Source organism: Thermoleptolyngbya sichuanensis A183 (genome assembly GCF_013177315.1).
Taxonomy (GTDB): domain Bacteria; phylum Cyanobacteriota; class Cyanobacteriia; order Elainellales; family Elainellaceae; genus Thermoleptolyngbya; species Thermoleptolyngbya sichuanensis.
The window spans coordinates 4,378,963-4,399,130 of the sequence record NZ_CP053661.1 but is presented as its reverse complement, the minus strand read 5'-3'; the positions used below and the strand labels follow the sequence as shown (position 1 = coordinate 4,399,130).

Sequence of the window (20,168 nt, the reverse complement as noted above, 5' to 3'; positions counted from 1 at the left end):
TCCCAAACTCCCCAAATGCCCCTCGTGATTTTACCGTCGCAGGGGCATTCCGCATTTTGGCGGATGTTGTTTCGGGCGATCGCCGATGGAAATACAGCCAAGTTTATGCATTAGGGCGAAAATGAGAGCAATCGAATCAGACGTTAGAGATGTTCTCAAGCCTTTACGCCCTGTCCAGTGTATTTAAAATTCCTTTACCTGTTTTAGCGTTTGTGCCCCATGGCCACTGCTATCTATGGGACCCTCGACTAGTGTGGCTACATGGACTGTCGAATGGGCTGACTGCAATTTCCTACTTCGCCATTCCCGCAGCGCTGCTCTACTTTGTGCAGCAGCGGCAAGATCTGCCCTATCGCTGGTTATTTAAGATCTTTAGCGCCTTTGTTGGCGTGTGTGGGCTGAGCCATGTGATGGAAATCTGGACGCTGTGGCATCCCGACTATTGGGTATCGGGCGGCATCAAGGCGTTTAATGCAATCTTGGCGCTAACCACTGCTACCAAGCTGATTCCGCTAATTCCTGAAGCCTTGGCTCTGCCTAGCCCCGCCCAGCTAGAAATCGCCAAAGCCAATCTGGAAGACCTAGTGCGCGATCGCACGCAATCACTAAAACTCAGTGAAGAACGCTGGCAGCTTGCCTTGCAGGGCACCAACGACGGCATTTGGGATTGGAACTTTCAAACGGGTGAGGTCTTTTTTTCTGACCGCTGCAAAGAAATGCTGGGCTTTGATGCAGACCAGTTTATGGATAGCCCAAAAGTCTGGGAGAGCCTGATTCACCCGGATGATTTGCCTGCGGTCACGGCTGCATTCTACGAACACCTAGAGGGCAAGGCTCTTTTTTATACCCTAGAGCATCGATTGCAGTGCAAAGACGGCACTTATAAATGGGTGCTGTCGCGAGGGCAAGCGCTGCGAAATGAGGCAGGAACCGTGACCCGCATGGCAGGTTCCATCAACGACATCACCGAACGCAAGCACGCCGAAGCCGCCCTGAACGAATCCCGCCGACAGTTTCGCAACCTGGTCGAAAATTCACCCGACATTATCGAGCGGTTTGACCTAAACCTGCGGCATCTCTACGTCAGCCCTTCTTTAACCCGCATCACAGGCCTTTCTACCGAGGTGTTTCTGGGCAAAAGCTGCCGCGAGATGGGGCTGGATGAAACAATGGTGAACACCTGGGAAGCCGCTGTAAATCGCCTGCTGGCGACAGGAGAAAAGCAGGTCATCGAGTTCTCGACTCCAACGCTAGAAGGAGTCCGAGCCTTTGAAATGGTCATTGCGCCGGAATGGGACGAGCCGCAGGCCGGAGAATCGGCGGCGAAGATTACCTCTCTCCTCTGCATTTCCAGAGACATCACCGAGCGCAAGCAAGCGGAAGAAGCCCTCGCCGCCAGCGAACGGCAGCTTTCGACGCTGATCAGCAACTTGCCAGGCTATGTCTACCGCGTGCAAAATGACCCCAACTTTACGCCCATCTTCATCAGCGCAGGCGTAGAAGCCGTGACGGGCTATCGTCAGGAGGAGTATCTGGTTGAGCGCTCGATTTCCTGTGGTCAGGAAATTCATCCCGATGACGCAGAGTGGGTTTGGGAACGGGTGCAACAAGCCGTGGGCGATCGCACGCCCTACGAATGCGAATATCGTATTCGGACAAAGACCGGCGAGGAACGCTGGGTCTGGGAGCGCGGTCGGGGGATTTACGATGAAACCGGAAACCTGCAATGGCTGGAAGGATTTGTAACCGATATCAGCGATCGCAAGCTTGCCGAAGCCGAACTGCTGGCCCAGAAAGAACTGTTGCAAATTACCCTCGACCATCTCCCGGTCATGATTAGCGTGCATTCAGAAACGGGCAACATTTTGCTGGTCAACCAGACTATTGAGCAGACCGTCGGCTGGACTCAGGCAGAACACCTGACCCGCGACGTGCTGCGAGAGTGTTACCCCGATCCGGCTGACTACGACCGGGTGACTCGCCACATCGCAGCCGCCGACTCCACCTGGCAAGAGTTCCGCCTCCGAACCCGCGACGGCCGCCTGATCGACACCGCCTGGACTCAAATTTCCCTGCCGGACGGTCGCAGCATCGGCATCGGGCAAGACATCACCGAACGCAAGCAAGCCGAAGCAGCCCGACTACAAGCCGAACGACTTCAGCAAGAGCTAAAGCTACTAGAAACCATCCTCGACTCGGTGCTGGCGGGCTATTGGGATTGTAATCTCCGTGAGGGCACAAACTACTGGAGTCCGGGCTTAAAGCGAATGTTGGGCTATGCAGACGACGAAATCCCCAACACGCTCGACAACTGGGAGCAGTTCATTCTGCCCGAAGACTTGCCCAAGACGAAGGCTTGCCTGGAGCGCCATGTCCAGAGTCGTGGGGTAGAGCCATATTACAACGAAGTTCGCTATCGCCATAAGGATGGGTCAATCGTCTGGGTGATTTGCACCGGGCAGGCAATTGAGTGGGGCGAGTCGGGCGAGATGCTGCGGATGGTGGGCTGTCATGTAGACATTACGCCGCTCAAAACAATCGAGGCACAACTGCAAACCAGCAAGGCCCACCTGAAAGAAGCCCAACGCATCGGCAACATTGGCAGTTGGGAGTTTGACATTCAAACAGAACGGATTACTTGGTCAGATCAGGTCTTTCGCATTTTTCACCGCGATCCGGCTCTGGGAGCGCCAAAGAACTTTGCAGAGCTTCAGCAGTTGATTCATCCGGGCGATCGCGAGTTGCACGCCCAGGCAGTCTACACATTAGTAGATACCCATCAGGCTTATGACGTTGAATTTCGGATTTGTCGGGGCGATGGATCAACTGGACATTTACAGGCCAAAGGCGAAGTTGTGCTGGATGCAACGGGACGCTTGATTCAGTTGAGAGGCATCGTCCTCGACATCACCGAACGCAAACAGATTGAAGCACAAAACCGCCTACTGGCCGATCGCCTGACGCTGGCGCTGAACGCTGGGGAAATTGGCACTTGGGATTGGAACATGGTTGATGAGGTTAGCTGGGATCAGCGCATGTATGAGATCTACGGGCTACAACAAATGTGGGAGTCTGGTCAGACAGCAACCTATCAAGTTTGGCGCGATCGCCTACATCTTGATGATTTAGCTCCTACTGAGGCTGCCCTGCAAGCGGCTATTCGCGGTGAAGGAGACTATGATGTGGAGTTTCGCATCTGGCGCACCGATGGTCAACTGCGATGGATTAAGGCTAATGCGGTGGTGCAGCGCGATGCGGAGGGCAAGCCATTTCGCATGACAGGCATCAACTACGACATTACTATCCGCAAGCAAACCGAAGCAGCACTGTTGCGAAAGTCGGCCCAGCTCGAAGCCTCCAACCAGGAGCTAGAAGCTTTTGCCTATTCGGTGTCGCATGATCTGCGATCGCCCCTCCGCGCGATTGACGGCTTTAGCAGGGCGCTGCTGGAGGATTATGGTCATCAGTTTGACGACGAGGGCAGGGATTATTTCAATCGGATTCGGCACAATGTGCAGCGCATGGGAATGCTAATCGACGACCTGCTCAGCCTGTCTCGCGTTTCGCGGCTGGAGATGCGATATGCCACTGTTGACCTGAGTGCGATCGCCCACGAGCTTCTGCAAGAGCTACGAGCCGCCGAACCCGAACGTCAGGTCGAGTGCATCATTACGCCCGATGTCATCGTCTGGGCCGATTCCTGCCTGATGCGCGTCGTCCTCAGCAACTTGCTGCAAAATGCCTGGAAATTTACCAGCCACCACAACACTGCCCGCATCGAGTTTGGCATCCTCCAGCAGCCCGAACAGACGGTCTACTTTGTTCGAGACGATGGGGCCGGCTTTGATATGGCCTACTCCGCCATGCTGTTTGGTGTCTTCCAGCGTCTTCACAACATGACTGAATTTCCCGGCACGGGCATTGGGCTGGCGACTGTCCAGCGCATTATCCATCGCCACGGTGGACAGGTCTGGGCAGAGGCGGCAATCGAGCAAGGAGCCACGATCTATTTCACGCTTCCAATTCCCGTGCTTGAGGCAAGACTTGAGGCAAGATCTGATTTATGAGTTCCTTGCGCCCTATCCTCCTTGTCGAAGACAATCCGGATGACGAACGCCTGACGCTCCGAGCGCTCCGACGGGGCAATCTAGGCAATGAGATCCTGATTGCTCGGAACGGGGAAGAAGCCTTGAACCTGCTATTTGGACTAGAGTTGCTGCCCTGTGTGGTGCTGCTCGATCTGAAACTGCCCAAAATTGACGGCTTGGACGTATTGCGTCGAATTCGGGCCCATGAGCGCACCCGCCTGCTGCCCGTGGTGATCTTGACCTCTTCCAGCGAAGATCGCGACATGATTGAAAGCTATAGCCTAGGAGCAAATAGCTACGTGCGAAAGCCGGTTGAGTTTGAGCAATTTACAGAAGCGGTACGCCAATTGGGGCTATATTGGGCGCTAATTAATGAGCCACCCCCAGAAAGTTTCCCTGGGAGTTCGCTGGCATGAGTGAGCCACTGATTGTGCTTATGGTCGAAGATTCTGAAGACGATGCGCTGTTGGTGCTGCGGACTTTGCAGCAAGACGGCTTTCATGTGGTCTGGGAGCGCGTGCAAACGGCCGATCAGTTTCGGGCAGCGCTAGTATCGCGCACTTGGGATGTGGTGATTTCAGACTATCGGCTGCCGGGGTTCGATGCGCCTGCGGCCCTCAGCATCCTTCAGCAAAGTGGAGTCGATCTGCCCTTTATCGTCGTGTCGGGCACAATTGGCGAGATCGCGGCGGTGGCCATGATGAAGGCCGGGGCGCACGACTATCTGATGAAGGAAAACCTGACCCGATTGCCAGAAGCCGTGCGCCGCGAGGTTCGAGAAGCGCAGGTTCGAGCGGAACGGCGACAGGCAGAAATTCAACTGCGACAAACGGCAGAGCGCGAACAACTGATGCGGACGGTGACGGAGCGCATTCGGCGATCGCTCGATTTGGACGAAATTTTGTCCGCAACCGTGACCGAGGTGCGCCAACTCTTGCAAGCCGATCGCGTGATCCTATTTCGGGTCAGTCTCCAAAGTCAGGGCTATGTGGTTCAAGAATCGGTAGGCGATGGCTGGCAACCCTTGCTAGGGCAGGACTTCTACGACCCCTGCTTTCAAGAAAACTACATCGAGCAGTATTTTCACGGTCACACTTGGGCGATCGCCGATATTGAGGACGGCAGCATCCAGCCCTGCCATGCAGAGTTTCTGCGACAGCTTCAGGTACGGGCCAGTCTGATCGTGCCGATTATCCAGCCTAACTATCTCTGGGGATTGCTGATTGCTCACCACTGTAGCCAAACACGACAGTGGCACTCGGAGGAAATTCAGCTTTTGCAGCACCTGGCAGACCAAGTGGCGATCGCCCTCCAGCAGGCTGACCTCTATCGCCAGACCCAGCTAGAACTCTCAGAACGGCAGCGAGCCGAAGCCGCCCTGCAACAGTTGAATCAGGAGCTAGAACAGCGCGTTCAGGAGCGCACGCTGGCATTGCAGCAGCAGGCAGAACAAGAGCGGTTGCTGCGGCTGATTGTGCAAAATATCCACCGATCGCTCGATCTAGACGAAATTCTGGCAACCGTGCTGGACGCAACGCGACAAACGCTCCAGGTCGATCGAGTAACGGTTTACCAGTTTGCGCCCGACTGGAGCGGTCGGTTTGTGGCAGAGTCGGTGGGGGAGGAATGGTCACCCCTGGTCGCAGAGGGCGGGCAGACCGTTTGGCAAGATATCTACTTGCAGGAAACCGAAGGCGGGCGCTATCGCAACGGCGAAACCTTTGCCGTCAGCGATATTTATCAGGCTGGGCACACGGATTGTCATGTCGAAATCCTGGCCCAGTTTCAGGTGCGGGCCTATGCGATCGCCCCTATTTTCCTAGACGAACAGCTTTGGGGACTGCTGGCCATTTATCAAAACACGGGACCCTGCGACTGGCGAGCCTGGGAACTGCGGCTGCTGCAACAAATTAGCCTGCAAACGGCGATCGCCCTGCGTCAATCCAACCTGTACCAAACCGCCCAAGCCCAAGTCGCTGAGCTCGAAAAGCTACATCAAATCAAAGACGACTTTCTCAGCACCGTGTCTCACGAACTGCGATCGCCCATGACCAATATCAAAATGGCAATCCAAATGGTCGAAGTGCTGTTAGAACAACACCAAATTCAGGACGAACGCCTCACGCGCTATGTGCAAATCCTAGAAGATGAATGCTCACAGGAACTAAACCTGATCAACGATTTACTCGATTTGCAGCGTCTAGAAGCAGGCGTGCAATCCATCGAACTGGAAAACGTCGATCTCAACTATTGGCTTCCGTCGATCATTGAACCCTTCGAGGCCCGCATTCAGGAACAGCACCAGCGCTTGAAGGTCAACTTACCACAAAACCTACCGTCCATCACCACCGACCTGAACGGCTTCAAACGCATCTTAATGGAACTGCTGCACAACGCCTGCAAGTACACTCCACCCCATGAACTAATCACGCTAACGGCCCACGTTGCGGATGGAATGCTGAACGTTCAGGTGAGCAATTCAGGAGTAGAACTGCCCGCCGAAGAACTGCCGCGCCTGTTTGAAAAGTTTTACCGGGTGGTCAGTGTAGATCGGTGGAATCGTGGCGGTACTGGGTTAGGACTGGCACTGGTCAAGCGGCTGGTAGAACGCTTGCGCGGTTCGATTCAGGTAGAGAGCGCCAACGCCCTCACTAGCTTCACGATTCGGTTACCGATTCAGCCTAAGCCTGCAAGCGCTAATTCTGCAAGCGCTAATTCTGCAAACGCTTGACTAGCAATCCAAAATCCAAAATCGCAAATCCAAAATCGATATCACAATCAACATCACAACAGATGCAAGATATAGGCTTGTCGCAGCCGCCGCACGATTTCTCGCCGCACTTCATTCGTCACCCGGTTGCCGCGAAACCAGTGTTCTAGCTTGATATTATCCACGTAAAAGCGAATGGTAAACTGCATCGCATTGCCCTGAATATCCGTCATGCGAACCTGGGGTTCTTTCCAGATGGTTTGCGATTCCTTAAAGTTGTCTCGTAGCCAGGTCAAAAAGCTATAGGTATAGTCATCTAATCGAGTTTCGTCCTGACCAGAAGCTGACTGCCTGACACATCTTTTTATGCGGACTGCCCGGGTGTCGGCTGGCAGCACAAGGATTGAATTCTAGAAAACCAAATGCGGTCATAATAGTGGGCTTCAGCTTTTTTAGAGGCAAAACAGGGTTCAGGGTCAACGGTAAATAGGGCAATCAGCTGAAGCAGTGTTCGCCCTTTATTGACGGCACCCTTGAGCCAGCGCAAACCTATGTTGAGATAGCTAATCCCTCGCCTCCAGTGCGGGTCAACCTGGCAGCGTAGCCCATCGAGTTGCACCGCCATGCCCTGGGTCGTGCCATCAAGGATAGCGATCGCCGCGACCAGATAGAGGCGTTCGAGAGCCGGAGCGGAGCGGATGCCGGAAGCTTCTAACTCAAAGACACCAGATTTAGAATCGAGGAAAAGCTCCTCGACTCGAAAGCGGAGAGCATATTGCCACAGGGTATTGAGGGAGGGAGACTCATCAGTGATGACCGCCCAGGGTTCCTCGACGCCTTTGACATGAGCCAGCACCAAATTGCAGCGCCAGCGCCCCTCGCTCCAGATTCCCACCCCTTCATAGAGTCGAGCTTCACCTTTGGGAGGCCACAGATAGCCTACCTTAACAGGATGACGGCGCGGACCCTGCACCACTACGTCACTGGGCAAGCGTAAACAATAGTGCCAGCGACTTTGGCTTAGCCACTCCAGCAGGTCATGGTTAGCAAACCCGCGGTCGGCTAACACCATCACATCGGGGTACGACTGCAACAGCCGATGGGCTAACCGCAGCATGGGGAGGTATCGCTTCGTGCTGACGGTGGCACTGGGATGCTCCAAAACCCGCCACAGCAGCGGCACCGCTCGTCCGCAACAGGTAACCGTCAGGTGAATCCTGCAGTAGCGATTCCACAACACCGTCGTATCAAGCGCCAGGTAAAGCCGCCGACCTTGCCAGCGATGGATGGCGGCTAGCACCAGCGGCACGTACAGACTTTTGACCCGCACCCGGCGATTGCCTAGGAAGCGCTGCCACCGGCGTTCGGTGCTTTGCGCCTGACGGGCCCGACTGGGCACATAGGCTTCCCACTGCGGCAGGCTCAACCGACCGCTGCACACCAGGGCCGTCACCATCCACGCCAGCGCTTTGAGGTGGCGCAGGTCGCGGGCATTACTGGATTGACGCAATAACGACAGCACTTGATCATAGAGGCAGGTGGTGGCTGGCATGATACAGACCCTGAGATGACGCAAATTTCAGCGTCTCATGTCAGCTCACCTTTTCCCTCTGTTGACGAGGTCTCAACTCTTTCAACCACTTGTGTCAGGCAGTCAGGATGCTAGCTGCAATATTCTCACAAAAGTTTATATCAAGTGGCTAGATTAGCCTTAGCGATCGCTCCTTACACCACTCAAAAACTCACTGAGCTTGGATTCGAGCCACAGATGATTGGAGACCCGGGGCATCCCTCTATCAGAGGTTGATAGATATCAAAAATTTCCTAGCTCAACTGCACGACGGCTTGATTTTCGGTGAGGGTGCGGTTGGTGAGCAGGTCATCGACGGTGATGCGGAGGAAGCGATCGCCATCCACCCAAAATTGCACCTTGATGCGATCGCTCCCTGGCGCACCGGGCGGGTCTAGGCGGGCGATGCTGCGGGCGCGGTCGGTGTCGTTTAGCGGCTTCACCTGGGCCGTGCCGCCCGTGACGCGGGTAACGAGGCGATCGCCCTCAAAGAACACTTCCGTCGTGGTGGTGTCTGCGCCCAGTTCCCCAATGATTAGCTCAATGCTGGGCTGGTTGTCCATCGACGCGCCGAGGGTTAGCTCGACGGGCTTTTCCATTGGGTAAGGCTGTCCCTCGCGGATAATGGGATGCCAGCCGTGGCGACGGTTGCGCCGATCCCAATAGCGCACGCCATAGCTGTGATAGAGATAATCCTTGACCTCCACGCCCTGGGCAATTTGCAAGGCTCCGTGGGCGATCGCCTCGAAGGGCTTCTCAGAGCGGATCTTGTCGGCGGGGAAATATTGCCGCACCCAGGCCTGCACGGCGGGAATCTGGGCCGTGCCACCCACCAGCAGCACTGCATCGATGTCGCCGCTTTCCAGTCCCTCGCGTCGTGCCTGCTGAAGCACCTGACTCATCGCGTCGTCCAGTCGGTCAAAAAAGCCGTTGGCTTGCAAGATCTCCTGGAGGCGATCGCGGCTCAGGTGTAGCTCCACGCTCTCCAGCGTTTCGTCGTTGAAATAGGCCTCCGTCGCCTCTGGTTGTTCCGAAAGCTGAATCTTTAGCCGTTCTGCCAGCCGCAGCGTCAGCGAAGAAACGGGCAACCCCTGCTCAGTCGCAAAGTGATCCGCCAGCCAGTTGTCAATATCTGCACCGCCCAAGTTTTGTCCCGCCTTGGCCAACACGCGAGCCGTTTTGGACTTTTGCCCCGATTCCGTCAGCGTCTTTTGTCCCCACTTCAGCAGCACGCCCAGGGGTTTCGCGCCGCTCAGCGACTTCTCCAGCCGCACCAGCGACAGATCCAGCGTGCCGCCGCCAAAGTCTACCACCAGCAGCGTGCTGCCACCCGCCAGCCCATAGCCCAGCGCCGCCGCCGTCGGCTCATCCAGCATCCGTACCTGCTGCACGTTCAGCGATTCACAGGCCTGCGCCAGCCACAGCCGATAGGCCTCAAAGCTATCCACGGGTACGGTGAAGACCAGCGTCTCTAGGTCAGGGTCAGTGTGCTGAAGCTGCCCAATCACCTGCGCCAAAAACCACTCGCCCACTTGCTCAAAGCTGACGCTGCGCCCGTCCAGATCCGGCAAAAAGCCCTGAATCTCTGCGCCCACGCCCCGCTTGAAGTTGCGAAAAAAGCGCGGGTCGCGAGACAGATCCAAGCCGCGATCGCGCACCGTTTGTCCTGCAAGCGTCTTGCCCGTCGCCGCATCTTCTATGTACAGCAAGCTGGGCACCAGCGGCGGATTGCCCCCCAGTTGCAGAGAAAGGCGGTCTAGAACAACGGTTTCGGGCTGCTGCGTGGCGGCGTTCCAGCGGGCAATGACGGTGTTGCTGGTGCCAAAGTCGATTGCGTAAGGCATTGAGCGAGGGTCAGGAGTTGGGGGTTTGGGATAATGACTCCAAAATTGAGACTACCAATTAAAGAGAGCAAGTGCCAGGACTTGTGTTGTCTAGCGCAAGCCGTCCTTACAAACCATCTGCAAAACCTGCAATTTTTCCTAGCATGGGGCGATCGCACTCACGAATTCCTTAGACCTCCTGCATGGATGGGAAAGAATGTGCCAGTTAGGAATACCCGATTATGTAACGGCTCTGTCAAGCTGCCAGAGCTTTGCTTGCAGAGTGCGAAAACTTGCCTCTTGGAAATTGCCCAAAAATCGCCCTAAAAATCGCCCCAAAAATCGCCCCAAAAATCGCCCACATGGTGGTATTGGCAATGTAGCACCTGGCTCTAGCATGGGCAGAAGCTTTGCCTTTAAGCACTACCACTCCAAAGCCTTGCCTTTGAATTTCGTGAATCCAAAACCATCTCTCGGCTCCGTTTCATTTAGGCGAGAATCGGGGCTAATCTATGCTTTGCTGGCCTATACCGCGTGGGGATTGCTGCCTATTTACTGGAAAGCGTTTGGTTCTGTTTCTTCAATAGAAGTGTTGAGCCACCGCTTTTTCTGGTCGGCGGTGTTTTTGATCAGCGTGCTAGTCGCGCAAGATCGGCGGGCAGAGTTGCAGGCTATCGGGCGATCGCCCCGCACGCTGGGCATTTTGCTGATCACGGCGCTGCTGCTGGCGTTTAACTGGGGGCTATATATCTATGGCGTGAATAGCGATCGCGTCGTAGAAACCAGCCTCGGCTATTTTATTAACCCCCTGGTCAGCGTGCTGCTGGGCTTTGTGGTGCTAAAGGAGCGGTTGCACTGGGGACAGCAATTGGCCGTGGCATTAGCGACGCTGGGAGTGATTTATTTTATCTGGCAGCTTGGTACAGTGCCCTGGATTGCTCTGTTCCTGGCGTTTTCCTTTGCGCTGTATGGACTTGTGCGAAAGATCGTCCCCGTTTCGCCCGTGGTTGGGCTGACGATAGAAGCGTTGTGGGTCGCTCCGGCGGCTATCTTATTCATCAGCTTTGGCGACGTAACGGGCACAGGGCATTTTTCTGATAGCCTGGGGCTGATGCTGCTGTTTATGGGCTGCGGCATTGTCACGTCGTTTCCGCTGCTGTGGTTCAACAATGCGGCCAAGCGGCTGCAACTTTCAACGCTGGGGTTCATGCAATACCTTGCGCCCAGCTTACAGCTTCTCCTAGGCGTGTTTCTCTATCGCGAACCCTTTACGCCTGCCCATGCGGTCACGTTTGGCTGCATCTGGCTGGCCTTGCTGATTTATTCCACGACCTCCTGGCTGCGAACTCGAACACAGAGGATATGAGTAATCCTGACCTCCGCATCTGCTTTGTGGGCGACTCGTTTGTGAATGGCACGGGCGACTCGACGCTGCTGGGCTGGACGGGGCGAGTCTGCCAGTTTGCCAGCCAGCGGGGCGTGCCGTTGACCTATTACAACCTCGGCGTGCGGCGAGAAACCAGCGCTGATATCGGCGTGCGCTGGCAGTTTGAGGTGATGGCGCGGCTGCCGGAGGGCTGCGACGGGCGGGTGGTATTTTCCTTTGGGGCAAACGATATGACTTGGGAGCAGGGCGGGATGCGGGTGAAAACGTCGGACTCGCTGCGGCACACGGGCATGATCTTGCTGGTGGCCAAGCGCCAATATCCAGTGCTGATGGTCAGCCCTCCGGCGATCGCCGATGAAGCACAGAATGAACGCATTGCCGAACTGGTGAGCTATCAGCGGCAAATCTGCGAGGGCTTTGAGATTCCCTATCTGGACGTGTTTACGCCCCTGCGGCGATCGCCCGTCTGGATGACGGAAGTGCGATCGGGCGATGGCGCGCATCCCAATGCAGCGGGCTATGCGGAGCTGGCGCAACTGGTGCTGAGCTGGCCAGCCTGGTGGAAGCTAGACGGCTCAAACCGGCTTTAGACCCAAAAGCCCTTCTTCCTTCAGCTTGGGGTCAAACCGAATGGGTGTCGTCACGCCGCGATCGCCCAGCGCTTGCAGCACCTCTGCCTCGACCCGTCGCGCCACCTGTTTCAGCGCTTTGATTTTGCCCTGGTCGTCAGCATTGGCATAGGCCGCCTGCTCCTGGCTCGTCATATGGACTTTGGCATCAATGGGCTGATTCCAGAGGGCTTCGTCGTCGCCGTTGCCGGGGGGTGTTGCGCCGCTTTCAGCAATCCAGTCGGTGCGGATGGTTTCCAGCAGGGTGCGGCTGGGGCGATCGCACGTCCACACCTTCACCCAATGGCAGCCCTGCGGCACGCGCACTAAGTGTTGCAGCAGGCTGGCGGTGATGTCACGGGAATAGCCGATGTATTGCAAAGTCTGGTCAGCCGCAAAGATGGCGTAGGCTCCTACCTTGCCGTCGAATTCGTGGATAATCTCGCCCTGGTCGTCCAGATAGGGCAAAAAGGGCAGTTCGGCGAGGGTGGGCATAGGCAGTGGGGTGGGTGAATCGCTGGGGCTTTGGAGATCCCCCCTAGCCCCCCTTAGTAAGGGGGGAACCGGATTCGGGTGTCCCCCTTACTAAAGGGAAGAACCGGATTCGGAAGTCCCCCTTATTAAGGGGGATTTAGGGGGATCTCATATCGACATCAAACGAGGAACCGCATCGGAAGTCCCCCTTATTAAGGGGGATTTAGGGGGATCTCATATCGACATCAAACGAGGAACCGCATCGGAAGTCCCCCTTATTAAGGGGGATTTAGGGGGATCTCATATCGGCATCAAACTACGACATTTGCTGGAGATACGCCTGATATCCTACCGCATCGAGCTTCGACTGCTTTTCTAGCACCCTATCGCGCAGGCTTTGGCGATAGCGCTGTACCTGGGCCAGCAGGTCGGGCTGTTGGCAGGCGAGGATCTGCACGGCGAGGAGGCCGGCGTTTTGAGCGTTGCCGATCGCCACCGTGGCCACCGGGATTCCGGCGGGCATTTGCACAATGGAATAGAGCGAGTCCAGTCCTTGCAGATGGCGGCTGGGCACGGGAACGCCAATCACAGGCAATGGCGTGAGGGCGGCCACCATTCCCGGCAAATGTGCCGCACCGCCTGCACCCGCGATGATGACCTTTAGCCCGCGCTCGTGGGCGGTCTGGGCATAGTCCACCATGCGCTCTGGGGTGCGGTGGGCGGAGACGATCGCTACTTCGCAGGCAACCTGGAACTGTTCGCAAATGGCGATCGCCCCCTGCATGGTGGGCAGGTCAGAGTCGCTGCCCATAATAATGCCCACCACAGGCGAGGCGGCGGGCGATGGTGTGGATGGTTGTGTCATGTCAAGCAGGAAATGGATTCAACGAGAAACGCAGAGCGCCTTACTCATCGTCCATTAGACCAAAGATCACGGCGCAAAAGGCGAACGCCGCCACTAGTGGCATCGGCGACTGGAAGTATACGCCCAGACCTGCCGAAATCACGGCTCCCGCCCAGGCCGCACTCAGCCACAGCCGCTCTTGGGGGCTAAAGCCCTTTTCCGCCTTAATAGACAGCAGCGCTTCTGTGGGAATGGGCAGGGGCATCACGGCGTGGGGCGGAAACGCCCAATATTCCCGACGCTCCTGAAACAGATCCGTCCAACCGTTTTGGAGGCACCATTCTTGAATCCATTCAGTACAGTACTTATTCATAGCCACGGTGGATCGATCGACAAAAGAGGTTAAAAAAGTAAAGATTCCGAAGAATGCTCAGTAGCATCAATCGTTCGGAACCCAAAGCAGCACTGAAACCTAGAGGAAACCTAGAAAAAGCTTGATGGCAAAGCCTGACTGCTTGCTATGTTTGTAGACTAGCAGAGCGGAGTAAATGCCCGGTTGACAAGACATCAAATGTTACTTAACAACCAGTTAGAATAGAAGGCTGCTGGGTCGCAAACAGCGCTAACTCAAGCGGTTCAACGGATTTTCACCGGGTTGCAATATGGGTAGTACCTTTGGGCATTTGTTTAGAATTACAACATTTGGCGAGTCGCATGGCGGCGGCGTGGGCGTGGTGATTGACGGCTGCCCACCCCGTGTAGAGATTTCTGAAGCCGACATTCAAACAGAGCTAGACCGCCGCCGCCCCGGACAGAGCCACATCGTCACGCCGCGCAAGGAAGAAGACCGCTGCGAGATTCTATCGGGTGTGATGGACGGCAAGACGCTGGGCACGCCGATCGCCCTCTTGGTGAGAAACAAGGACGCGCGATCGCAGGACTATGACGAAATGGCGGTGAAATATCGCCCGTCCCACGCCGACGCGACCTATGACGCGAAATACGGCATTCGCAACTGGCGCGGCGGCGGGCGTTCCTCTGCGCGGGAGACGATTGGGCGGGTGGCCGCAGGGGCGATCGCCAAGAAAATCCTGCACCAAGTCGCTGGTGTCGAAATCATCGGCTACGTCAAGCGCATCAAAGACCTAGAAGGCGCAGTTGATCCCAACACCGTCACGATGGAGCAGGTGGAAAGCAACATCGTTCGCTGCCCCGATCATGAATGCGCCGAGCGGATGATCGAGCTAATTGAGCAAACCGGGCGATCGGGCGACTCCATCGGCGGCGTGGTGGAATGCGTGGCCCGCGCCGTGCCCAAAGGACTCGGCGAACCCGTGTTCGACAAGCTCGAAGCCGACCTCGCCAAAGCCGTCATGTCTCTGCCCGCCAGCAAAGGCTTTGAAATCGGCTCTGGCTTCGCGGGAACGCTGCTAACTGGCCTTCAGCACAACGACGAATTCTACATCGACGACCAGGGCGAAATTCGCACCGTCACCAACCGCTCCGGCGGCATCCAGGGCGGCATCTCCAACGGCGAAAACATCATCCTGCGCGTCGCATTCAAACCCACCGCCACTATCCGCAAAGAGCAGCGCACCGTGACCACCGACGGCGAAGAAACCGTCCTCGCTGCCAAAGGTCGCCATGATCCCTGTGTGCTGCCCCGCGCCGTGCCAATGGTCGAGGCGATGGTCGCCCTTGTCCTCTGCGATCACCTGCTGCGCCATCATGGGCAGTGCGAATTACTCTAGGGCAGGGAGCAAGGGTGAAGAGGGAGGTTAATTGAGGATGCGCTAGTAGGCAGAAGGCAGTTGCGGGCTGCCGCCCATGCAATGCGAAGCGACCTCTCACCACTCACCGACCCGCCCTTAGGAGGGGGTGTGGGGGACGCTTCGTCCCCTGCAAGCGGGGGTTTGGGGGAAAGTCCCCCAAGGCTGTTTGGCTCGGATTCCCACATTATCGCCCCCCACAGATCAATAGACATCCTGCATAAATATTTTTTCCAAAGCATGAACTGTTGTGTGGCAACACCGCGCCACAGTTCATTCAAGAAGTCTAATTTCTGTCACCCCCAAACTCACCATGAAACAACAAAAAATTCGAACACTGGTGCTGTGCTTATTTCGGCATCAAGACCGCATCCTCGTTTCCCGCGACTATGATTCTGTCAAGCAGTCTGATTATTATCGACCGCTGGGCGGCGGCATCGAATTTGGCGAAACCAGCCGCGACGCACTGATCCGCGAGATACGCGAAGAACTGGGCGCAGAAATTGAGCAGTTGACCTGGCTGGGCACGCTAGAGAATCTCTTCACGCTGGAGGGCGAGCCGGGCCATGAAATTGTGCTGATTTATGATGCCCAATTTTGCGATCGCACGCTCTACACTTTAGTTTGGACTAACTGGCATCACAATAATGCTCAACAGGATGCCATAAAGAATCTGCTCAACCGTTCATAACAGTTGAACTTAAGGAATTGGATACAATCCTGCTCGCAGTTAAGCTGCTGTTGCAACCGGACTGTTCAGGGATTGTTCGGATGTCTTGCGTTTCGAGGCTCGTTTTTTGACCATCGGATAGCAGGGACGAGGAGTTGGCTTGTGCCCCTTGCCTCGTCCTGGCGATTTACCACGAGGTTTAGGCGCAGGAGCAGGGGTGCCAATCGCTGCCAAAATGCCTGCAAACGCTTGTGCGACCCGACCCGGAGTCAACGTTTCTTGCGGTGCCTGCCAGGGCAAGGGGTGGTCAGTACAGTCCTTTCGCGCTAACCACAACTGCCAACTGAGCAACGGCATCAGGCTGCTCCACTGTTCGGTTGCCGATACAGAACTGAACTGGGGATGTGTCCAATATAGCCTCTGCTTGGCAAAGCGATACCAGTGTTCAATGGCAAAGCGACGGAGGTAGTGCAACCACAGGGTTTCTAACGGAGGCATCTGCTCACCCAGCCAAACTAACCACAAAGGAGCCAAGCGTCGCGTGCTGCTCTGTGTCTCCAGCACCTCCACGCGCAACACTTCCATTGCCCGTTTGGGGGATTTGCGGAAATGGTATGCACTCCAACGACTGACCCGCACTCGTCCCCAGTTGGGATCATCGACTTCAACGGTTTCGACCGGGACACTCCAAGTGTCAGGGTCATTGAGTTTCATCTTATGTCCATGCTTGGCAGGTGCGCCTCGCCCTCGATACGCTGGGGGCGCGCCATAGACACATCGATTGGATGTAACCCGCAGCAGCAAGTCTGCCTCAATCCCTGCCGTTTGGTTGACAAAACTGGCATTGCCGTACCCTCGGTCGTAGATCGCCAACGGACGCACCGCTAACTGCCGAGTCACTTGTTTGAGTTGGAATGCCGCTTTACTGGCGGGTGTTTCAAAGCTGGTGATGCGCTCATGCCGCAATGGTAATGCCCAACTGCCCCTGTCTTCAGCAATCCAGGCTAAGGTACTGTAGTTTTGTCCGGCTATCGGGGCATGTCCTGTTCTGCCTGATAAGGTGCGGTCTTTCAAACGCCTGGCAGCAGGACGGTTCCACCGACTCGCATCACCTGCCAACAACGGTTGCTGCTGAGTCGGTATCTGCTGCACCAACAGCTTCAGCACCTTTGATCGGGGTAGGCGGCTATCGCGCAACGCTTCATAGGTGCTCGACCACTGGCGACGAAAGACAGGACTCTGCGATAGCCTCACAAACGACACGATGCACGCACTCACTAACACGGCATCCATCAGATCAAACAGGGCATCTCTGGCGTTTCCCAAGCTGGCATACAACGTTTGGCGAAATTGCTGAAGTTCGTTGAAAATCATGGGGTCAATGTTGGTTGTACTTCATTGACCTTACGGCAGTCGGTGCTTCTCATTGACTGCCTTCCTCTTCACCATTAGTCCAAACTAAAGTCTACAACCAGCCACATCTTTCCGGTTCCGAAGGGGACAAGCCCCTGCTGGCCGAGTGGAAATCTCTATCCGAGTTCAGCAATGCAGGGCTGCGACTGGTTCCCGATAACCTGAAGGACTTTGTATGGGGACATTCGTAATCTGCAAGGATTCTGATTCTCTGAACAGGAAATAGGGATAATCCTGCTCGTTCGTAAACACATAGGCCGCGACTGCGTTTGGGTCATCAATCACGCCTGCTTCCAGCTTTGAGGCGGCGTAAATGTTGGCATAGTGAAGCGCCTGTTTTATAACCTGGTGTCGCCGGACTCGGACTTTTTCCTGTTGAGCTTTTTTATTGCCGCCACAACCTGTCCGATTTAGGCACTTGACCTCTACCACCGCAAATCGCCCTGCCCCATCGGTAAACACCAAATCGCCCCGCCCCTTATGCCCTCGACCGGGTTCGACTTCCCACTCGTTTTCCACAACGTAGGGATAGTCAGGCAGGAGGCGATCGCTATTTAAAACCAGCGTTCGTTTTAGCTCATACTCTCCATTTTGATCCCAATCGCACCCTTCAAAATAGCTGCGAAGAACGCGATCGCGGTGTTCGATTTCTTGCTGATTCATACTCTCGCTCAGTGCTTTGAACTCACTTGCCAAAAGCTTCATGATTGCTCAAGGCAACTTCGCCAGCATCGAGGTGCGGAAGCTACCCCATTTTGAGGGGGATGAGCGAACTTGCAAAATCGGCAGCGGGCAGAAAGTGGAGACGCTACGCCACATGAGCACCATTTCCCGACTCATCAGGCATCGGCAGTGGACAACCCCAACCTAAGCCAAGATCATCATGCCTGCGGGCGGCAAGCTGACATGAACCACCCGTCGGTCTTGATAATGCTCCACGGTGACGGTTTCATCCGTCGGCGGGTTCTGGAGTTGCTCGTCGCTCCAATCGCTGTTGTACAGCACCGTCATGGTTGAGCCATTGGGATGCAGCGAGCGATCAATCGTTACATACGCGCCTCGCCCTTCTGTGCCATGGGTGTTCAGCACCATCAGCACTTCTGCATTGAACTGAATTTGTGACCAGGCGGCCAGTTCTCCCGCACCGGGATAGGAAAAGGGACGATCCATAAACGAGGTTTCGCGGGGATAGTGTTGCCCTCGGCGCAGGGCGCGGCCGATGCGATCGGGACGCTGGCGCACACGAGCGATCGCCGCAATTCGCAAATAAGTCGGATGCTGCGGGTTAAAAAAGTGGCATCCCTCCGTGCCAAACGCGCCAAACTTGCCGCCAAACATACACTCGCGGATATAGCGGTCGATATAGGCGTGCTGCGGCTCGATGCCATAGTCGTGGTAACTTTCGGAGCCATCGAGCGCCTGCTCTGTGCCGTAGTAAATCGACGGCACTCCCGGCATGGTCAGCATCACCCCAACCGCATGGGCCGCCTGGTGATAGCGGGTGGGGAGGTCGCTACCTGCCGCAAACCGCTGCTTTGTTGGCCGCGAACACATATCGTGGTCGTCCAGCACCGAGACGTGATACGTCCCCAACTGGCGGATGCTGCCCGAAAGCTGCGCTTCGTCATATAGCCCGAAATAGGCTCCAGGATGGCCCAGCCCCTTCACCAGTGCCATCAGGTTATTTGGCGCGGCGGCAATGTCCAGCACCGAGTCCAGATTGCGCCCAAAGATGTCGCGATAGCCCTGCACCAGGTTTTCATCCGTCAGTTCCCCTGCCAGCAAGAAGTTTTCCTTGCCAATGGCCTGGGCATAGCCGTGGATCTCGCTGCAAAATCGGCGCGAGGAGGCAGGCGAAACGTGCTTGACGGCATCGACTCGAAAGCCGTCGCAGTCCGTCAGCGCAATCCAGTATTGATAGACCTTGGCCAGCGCCGACAGCGTTTCCTTATTTTCCAAGTTGAAATCGCGCAGTTCAAAAAAGTCGCCCTGACGAAACTCCACGTAGGGATTGAGCGGGTCTTCCCACGGCGACACTTCCCACTGGCTAATCATGCCTGCCCGGTTGTACCAGTCTGGGTTTTGAAATTCTTCGGGAAACACCCCATCCTCCAGGGTGAGGGGCTGGGGAATGCTGCGGCTCTCGTGCGATCGCCAGCCGTGAATCTCGTAGGGCGGCGAAAAGCGGTAGGGCATGGTTTCTGCTGGAGAACCCTCCGGGCCGCGATAGTACCAATTGCTGCCGCTGTGGTTGTAGATAATGTCCAGAACCACGTACATGCCGCGATCATGCGCCGCATCGACCAGATCCCGCAGGTCTTGTCGCGTGCCAAAGCGCGGATCGACCTCCAAGAAATTCTGAATCCCGTAGCCGTGATAGGTTTCGCTATCGATCCGCTGCTTCCAGGGGGGATTGAGCCAGAGCGTAGTCACCCCCAGAGTCTGCAAATAGTCCAGCTTGCTGAGAATGCCCTTCAGCGTGCCGCCATTAAACCGATTGCCTGCAGCCATCCAGGCGGCCTTGCTCTCGGCGCGAAACTGCTCTGGCCGGTGGCGATCGAACATCGGCCGCTCTCCCTCGCGACCGTCACTGAAGCGGTCTGGCAACAGCTGGTAGAGAAACTGATCGCGCCAGGATAGAGGACTGGGAAATACGCGGCCGCGAGGATTCAAATCTGCATCTGCCAGCCGCCGGGGAGCCTGCGGTTCAATAACAGTCAGCATTATTTTTAGATTTCTAACGTTGATGAGGAACGATGTGCCCAGATCATAGTTGGCGCGATTGAAAACCCTTGGTCAAGGGGAATACGTC

16 protein-coding genes are annotated in these 20,168 nt (G+C 56.0%); 7 read left to right on the top strand and 9 right to left on the bottom strand.

Features of this window, described 5'->3' with window-relative positions; genetic code table 11:
* The first annotated feature begins 251 nt into the window (after window positions 1-251).
* Genes HPC62_RS18285 through HPC62_RS18275 form a run of 3 tightly spaced genes read left to right on the top strand, consistent with a single transcriptional unit; the run spans window position 252 to window position 6,819 of the window.
* Window positions 252-4,067: a PAS domain-containing sensor histidine kinase gene (locus HPC62_RS18285; RefSeq protein ID WP_172357961.1), complete on the top strand. Its 3,816-nt coding sequence runs from the start codon at window positions 252-254 to the stop codon at window positions 4,065-4,067.
* The gene (locus tag HPC62_RS18280) at window positions 4,064-4,504 is read left to right on the top strand and encodes a response regulator (RefSeq protein WP_172357959.1); all 441 of its coding nucleotides are present in this window, start codon (window positions 4,064-4,066) and stop codon (window positions 4,502-4,504) included. The genes HPC62_RS18285 and HPC62_RS18280 overlap by 4 nt, the downstream gene beginning before the upstream one ends.
* Complete coding sequence (locus HPC62_RS18275) at window positions 4,501-6,819, top strand: GAF domain-containing protein (protein ID WP_172357957.1); 2,319 nt, start codon at window positions 4,501-4,503, stop codon at window positions 6,817-6,819. Before HPC62_RS18280 ends, HPC62_RS18275 begins: the two co-directional genes overlap by 4 nt.
* Window positions 6,820-6,872: 53 nt before the next feature.
* Here HPC62_RS18275 and HPC62_RS18270 read toward each other — a convergent pair whose 3' ends face one another.
* The 3 genes from HPC62_RS18270 to HPC62_RS18260 form a co-directional block, all read right to left on the bottom strand.
* Complete coding sequence (locus tag HPC62_RS18270; RefSeq protein ID WP_172357955.1) at window positions 6,873-7,094, bottom strand: hypothetical protein; 222 nt, start codon at window positions 7,092-7,094, stop codon at window positions 6,873-6,875.
* A gap of 68 nt (window positions 7,095-7,162) precedes the next feature.
* Window positions 7,163-8,350 (bottom strand): transposase, encoded by a 1,188-nt coding sequence (locus HPC62_RS18265; protein ID WP_172354921.1) that lies wholly within the window; start codon window positions 8,348-8,350, stop codon window positions 7,163-7,165.
* A gap of 272 nt (window positions 8,351-8,622) precedes the next feature.
* Window positions 8,623-10,212 carry an Hsp70 family protein gene (locus tag HPC62_RS18260; protein WP_172357953.1) on the bottom strand — a complete coding sequence of 530 codons (1,590 nt, stop codon included), beginning with the start codon at window positions 10,210-10,212 and terminating at the stop codon, window positions 8,623-8,625.
* A 376-nt stretch (window positions 10,213-10,588) separates the two neighbouring features.
* On the opposite strand from HPC62_RS18260, the gene rarD reads away from it, so the two are divergent.
* A complete protein-coding gene (gene rarD / locus HPC62_RS18255; protein ID WP_172357951.1) occupies window positions 10,589-11,557 on the top strand; it encodes an EamA family transporter RarD in 969 nt (322 codons plus the stop codon).
* The gene (locus tag HPC62_RS18250; protein ID WP_172357949.1) at window positions 11,554-12,168 is read left to right on the top strand and encodes a GDSL-type esterase/lipase family protein; all 615 of its coding nucleotides are present in this window, start codon (window positions 11,554-11,556) and stop codon (window positions 12,166-12,168) included. The genes rarD and HPC62_RS18250 overlap by 4 nt, the downstream gene beginning before the upstream one ends.
* On the opposite strand, the gene HPC62_RS18245 is transcribed toward HPC62_RS18250, so the two are convergent.
* From HPC62_RS18245 to HPC62_RS18235, 3 genes are all read right to left on the bottom strand, one after another.
* On the bottom strand, window positions 12,154-12,681 hold the full coding sequence (locus HPC62_RS18245; RefSeq protein WP_172357947.1) for a GIY-YIG nuclease family protein: 528 nt from the start codon (window positions 12,679-12,681) through the stop codon (window positions 12,154-12,156). The two genes, HPC62_RS18250 and HPC62_RS18245, sit on opposite strands and share 15 nt — an antisense overlap.
* Before the next feature lie 295 nt (window positions 12,682-12,976).
* Window positions 12,977-13,525, bottom strand: a complete 549-nt coding sequence (purE, locus tag HPC62_RS18240; protein WP_172357945.1) for a 5-(carboxyamino)imidazole ribonucleotide mutase — start codon at window positions 13,523-13,525, stop codon at window positions 12,977-12,979.
* Window positions 13,526-13,565: 40 nt separating this feature from the next.
* Window positions 13,566-13,877 (bottom strand): slr1957 family protein, encoded by a 312-nt coding sequence (locus HPC62_RS18235; RefSeq protein ID WP_172359034.1) that lies wholly within the window; start codon window positions 13,875-13,877, stop codon window positions 13,566-13,568.
* 289 nt (window positions 13,878-14,166) lie between these two features.
* Between HPC62_RS18235 and aroC the strand changes: the two genes are divergently transcribed.
* Together aroC and HPC62_RS18225 are read left to right on the top strand one after the other, a co-directional pair.
* A complete protein-coding gene (gene aroC / locus HPC62_RS18230) occupies window positions 14,167-15,255 on the top strand; it encodes a chorismate synthase (RefSeq protein ID WP_172357943.1) in 1,089 nt (362 codons plus the stop codon).
* A gap of 331 nt (window positions 15,256-15,586) precedes the next feature.
* Window positions 15,587-15,964 carry an NUDIX hydrolase gene (locus HPC62_RS18225; RefSeq protein ID WP_172357941.1) on the top strand — a complete coding sequence of 126 codons (378 nt, stop codon included), beginning with the start codon at window positions 15,587-15,589 and terminating at the stop codon, window positions 15,962-15,964.
* A gap of 39 nt (window positions 15,965-16,003) precedes the next feature.
* Here the strand turns inward: HPC62_RS18225 and HPC62_RS18220 are convergent, their stop codons facing one another.
* From HPC62_RS18220 to HPC62_RS18210, 3 genes are all read right to left on the bottom strand, one after another.
* Complete coding sequence (locus HPC62_RS18220; RefSeq protein WP_172353244.1) at window positions 16,004-17,317, bottom strand: NF041680 family putative transposase; 1,314 nt, start codon at window positions 17,315-17,317, stop codon at window positions 16,004-16,006.
* 165 nt (window positions 17,318-17,482) lie between these two features.
* A complete protein-coding gene (locus tag HPC62_RS18215) occupies window positions 17,483-18,019 on the bottom strand; it encodes a hypothetical protein (protein WP_172357939.1) in 537 nt (178 codons plus the stop codon).
* A 204-nt stretch (window positions 18,020-18,223) separates the two neighbouring features.
* Complete coding sequence (locus HPC62_RS18210) at window positions 18,224-20,080, bottom strand: alpha-amylase family glycosyl hydrolase (RefSeq protein WP_172357937.1); 1,857 nt, start codon at window positions 20,078-20,080, stop codon at window positions 18,224-18,226.
* Between the last annotated feature and the right edge of the window lie 88 nt (window positions 20,081-20,168).

Coding starts and splice junctions, on each gene's coding strand:
- aroC (WP_172357943.1), top strand. CDS start 14,167: ATGGGTAGTACCTTTGGGCATTTGTTTAGAATTACAACATTTGGCGAG.
- HPC62_RS18225 (WP_172357941.1), top strand. CDS start 15,587: ATGAAACAACAAAAAATTCGAACACTGGTGCTGTGCTTATTTCGGCAT.
- HPC62_RS18280 (WP_172357959.1), top strand. CDS start 4,064: ATGAGTTCCTTGCGCCCTATCCTCCTTGTCGAAGACAATCCGGATGAC.
- HPC62_RS18265 (WP_172354921.1), bottom strand. CDS start 8,350: ATGCCAGCCACCACCTGCCTCTATGATCAAGTGCTGTCGTTATTGCGT.
- HPC62_RS18260 (WP_172357953.1), bottom strand. CDS start 10,212: ATGCCTTACGCAATCGACTTTGGCACCAGCAACACCGTCATTGCCCGC.
- HPC62_RS18275 (WP_172357957.1), top strand. CDS start 4,501: ATGAGTGAGCCACTGATTGTGCTTATGGTCGAAGATTCTGAAGACGAT.
- HPC62_RS18220 (WP_172353244.1), bottom strand. CDS start 17,317: ATGATTTTCAACGAACTTCAGCAATTTCGCCAAACGTTGTATGCCAGC.
- HPC62_RS18215 (WP_172357939.1), bottom strand. CDS start 18,019: ATGAATCAGCAAGAAATCGAACACCGCGATCGCGTTCTTCGCAGCTAT.
- HPC62_RS18250 (WP_172357949.1), top strand. CDS start 11,554: ATGAGTAATCCTGACCTCCGCATCTGCTTTGTGGGCGACTCGTTTGTG.
- HPC62_RS18245 (WP_172357947.1), bottom strand. CDS start 12,681: ATGCCCACCCTCGCCGAACTGCCCTTTTTGCCCTATCTGGACGACCAG.
- rarD (WP_172357951.1), top strand. CDS start 10,589: ATGGGCAGAAGCTTTGCCTTTAAGCACTACCACTCCAAAGCCTTGCCT.
- purE (WP_172357945.1), bottom strand. CDS start 13,525: ATGACACAACCATCCACACCATCGCCCGCCGCCTCGCCTGTGGTGGGC.
- HPC62_RS18235 (WP_172359034.1), bottom strand. CDS start 13,877: ATGAATAAGTACTGTACTGAATGGATTCAAGAATGGTGCCTCCAAAAC.
- HPC62_RS18210 (WP_172357937.1), bottom strand. CDS start 20,080: ATGCTGACTGTTATTGAACCGCAGGCTCCCCGGCGGCTGGCAGATGCA.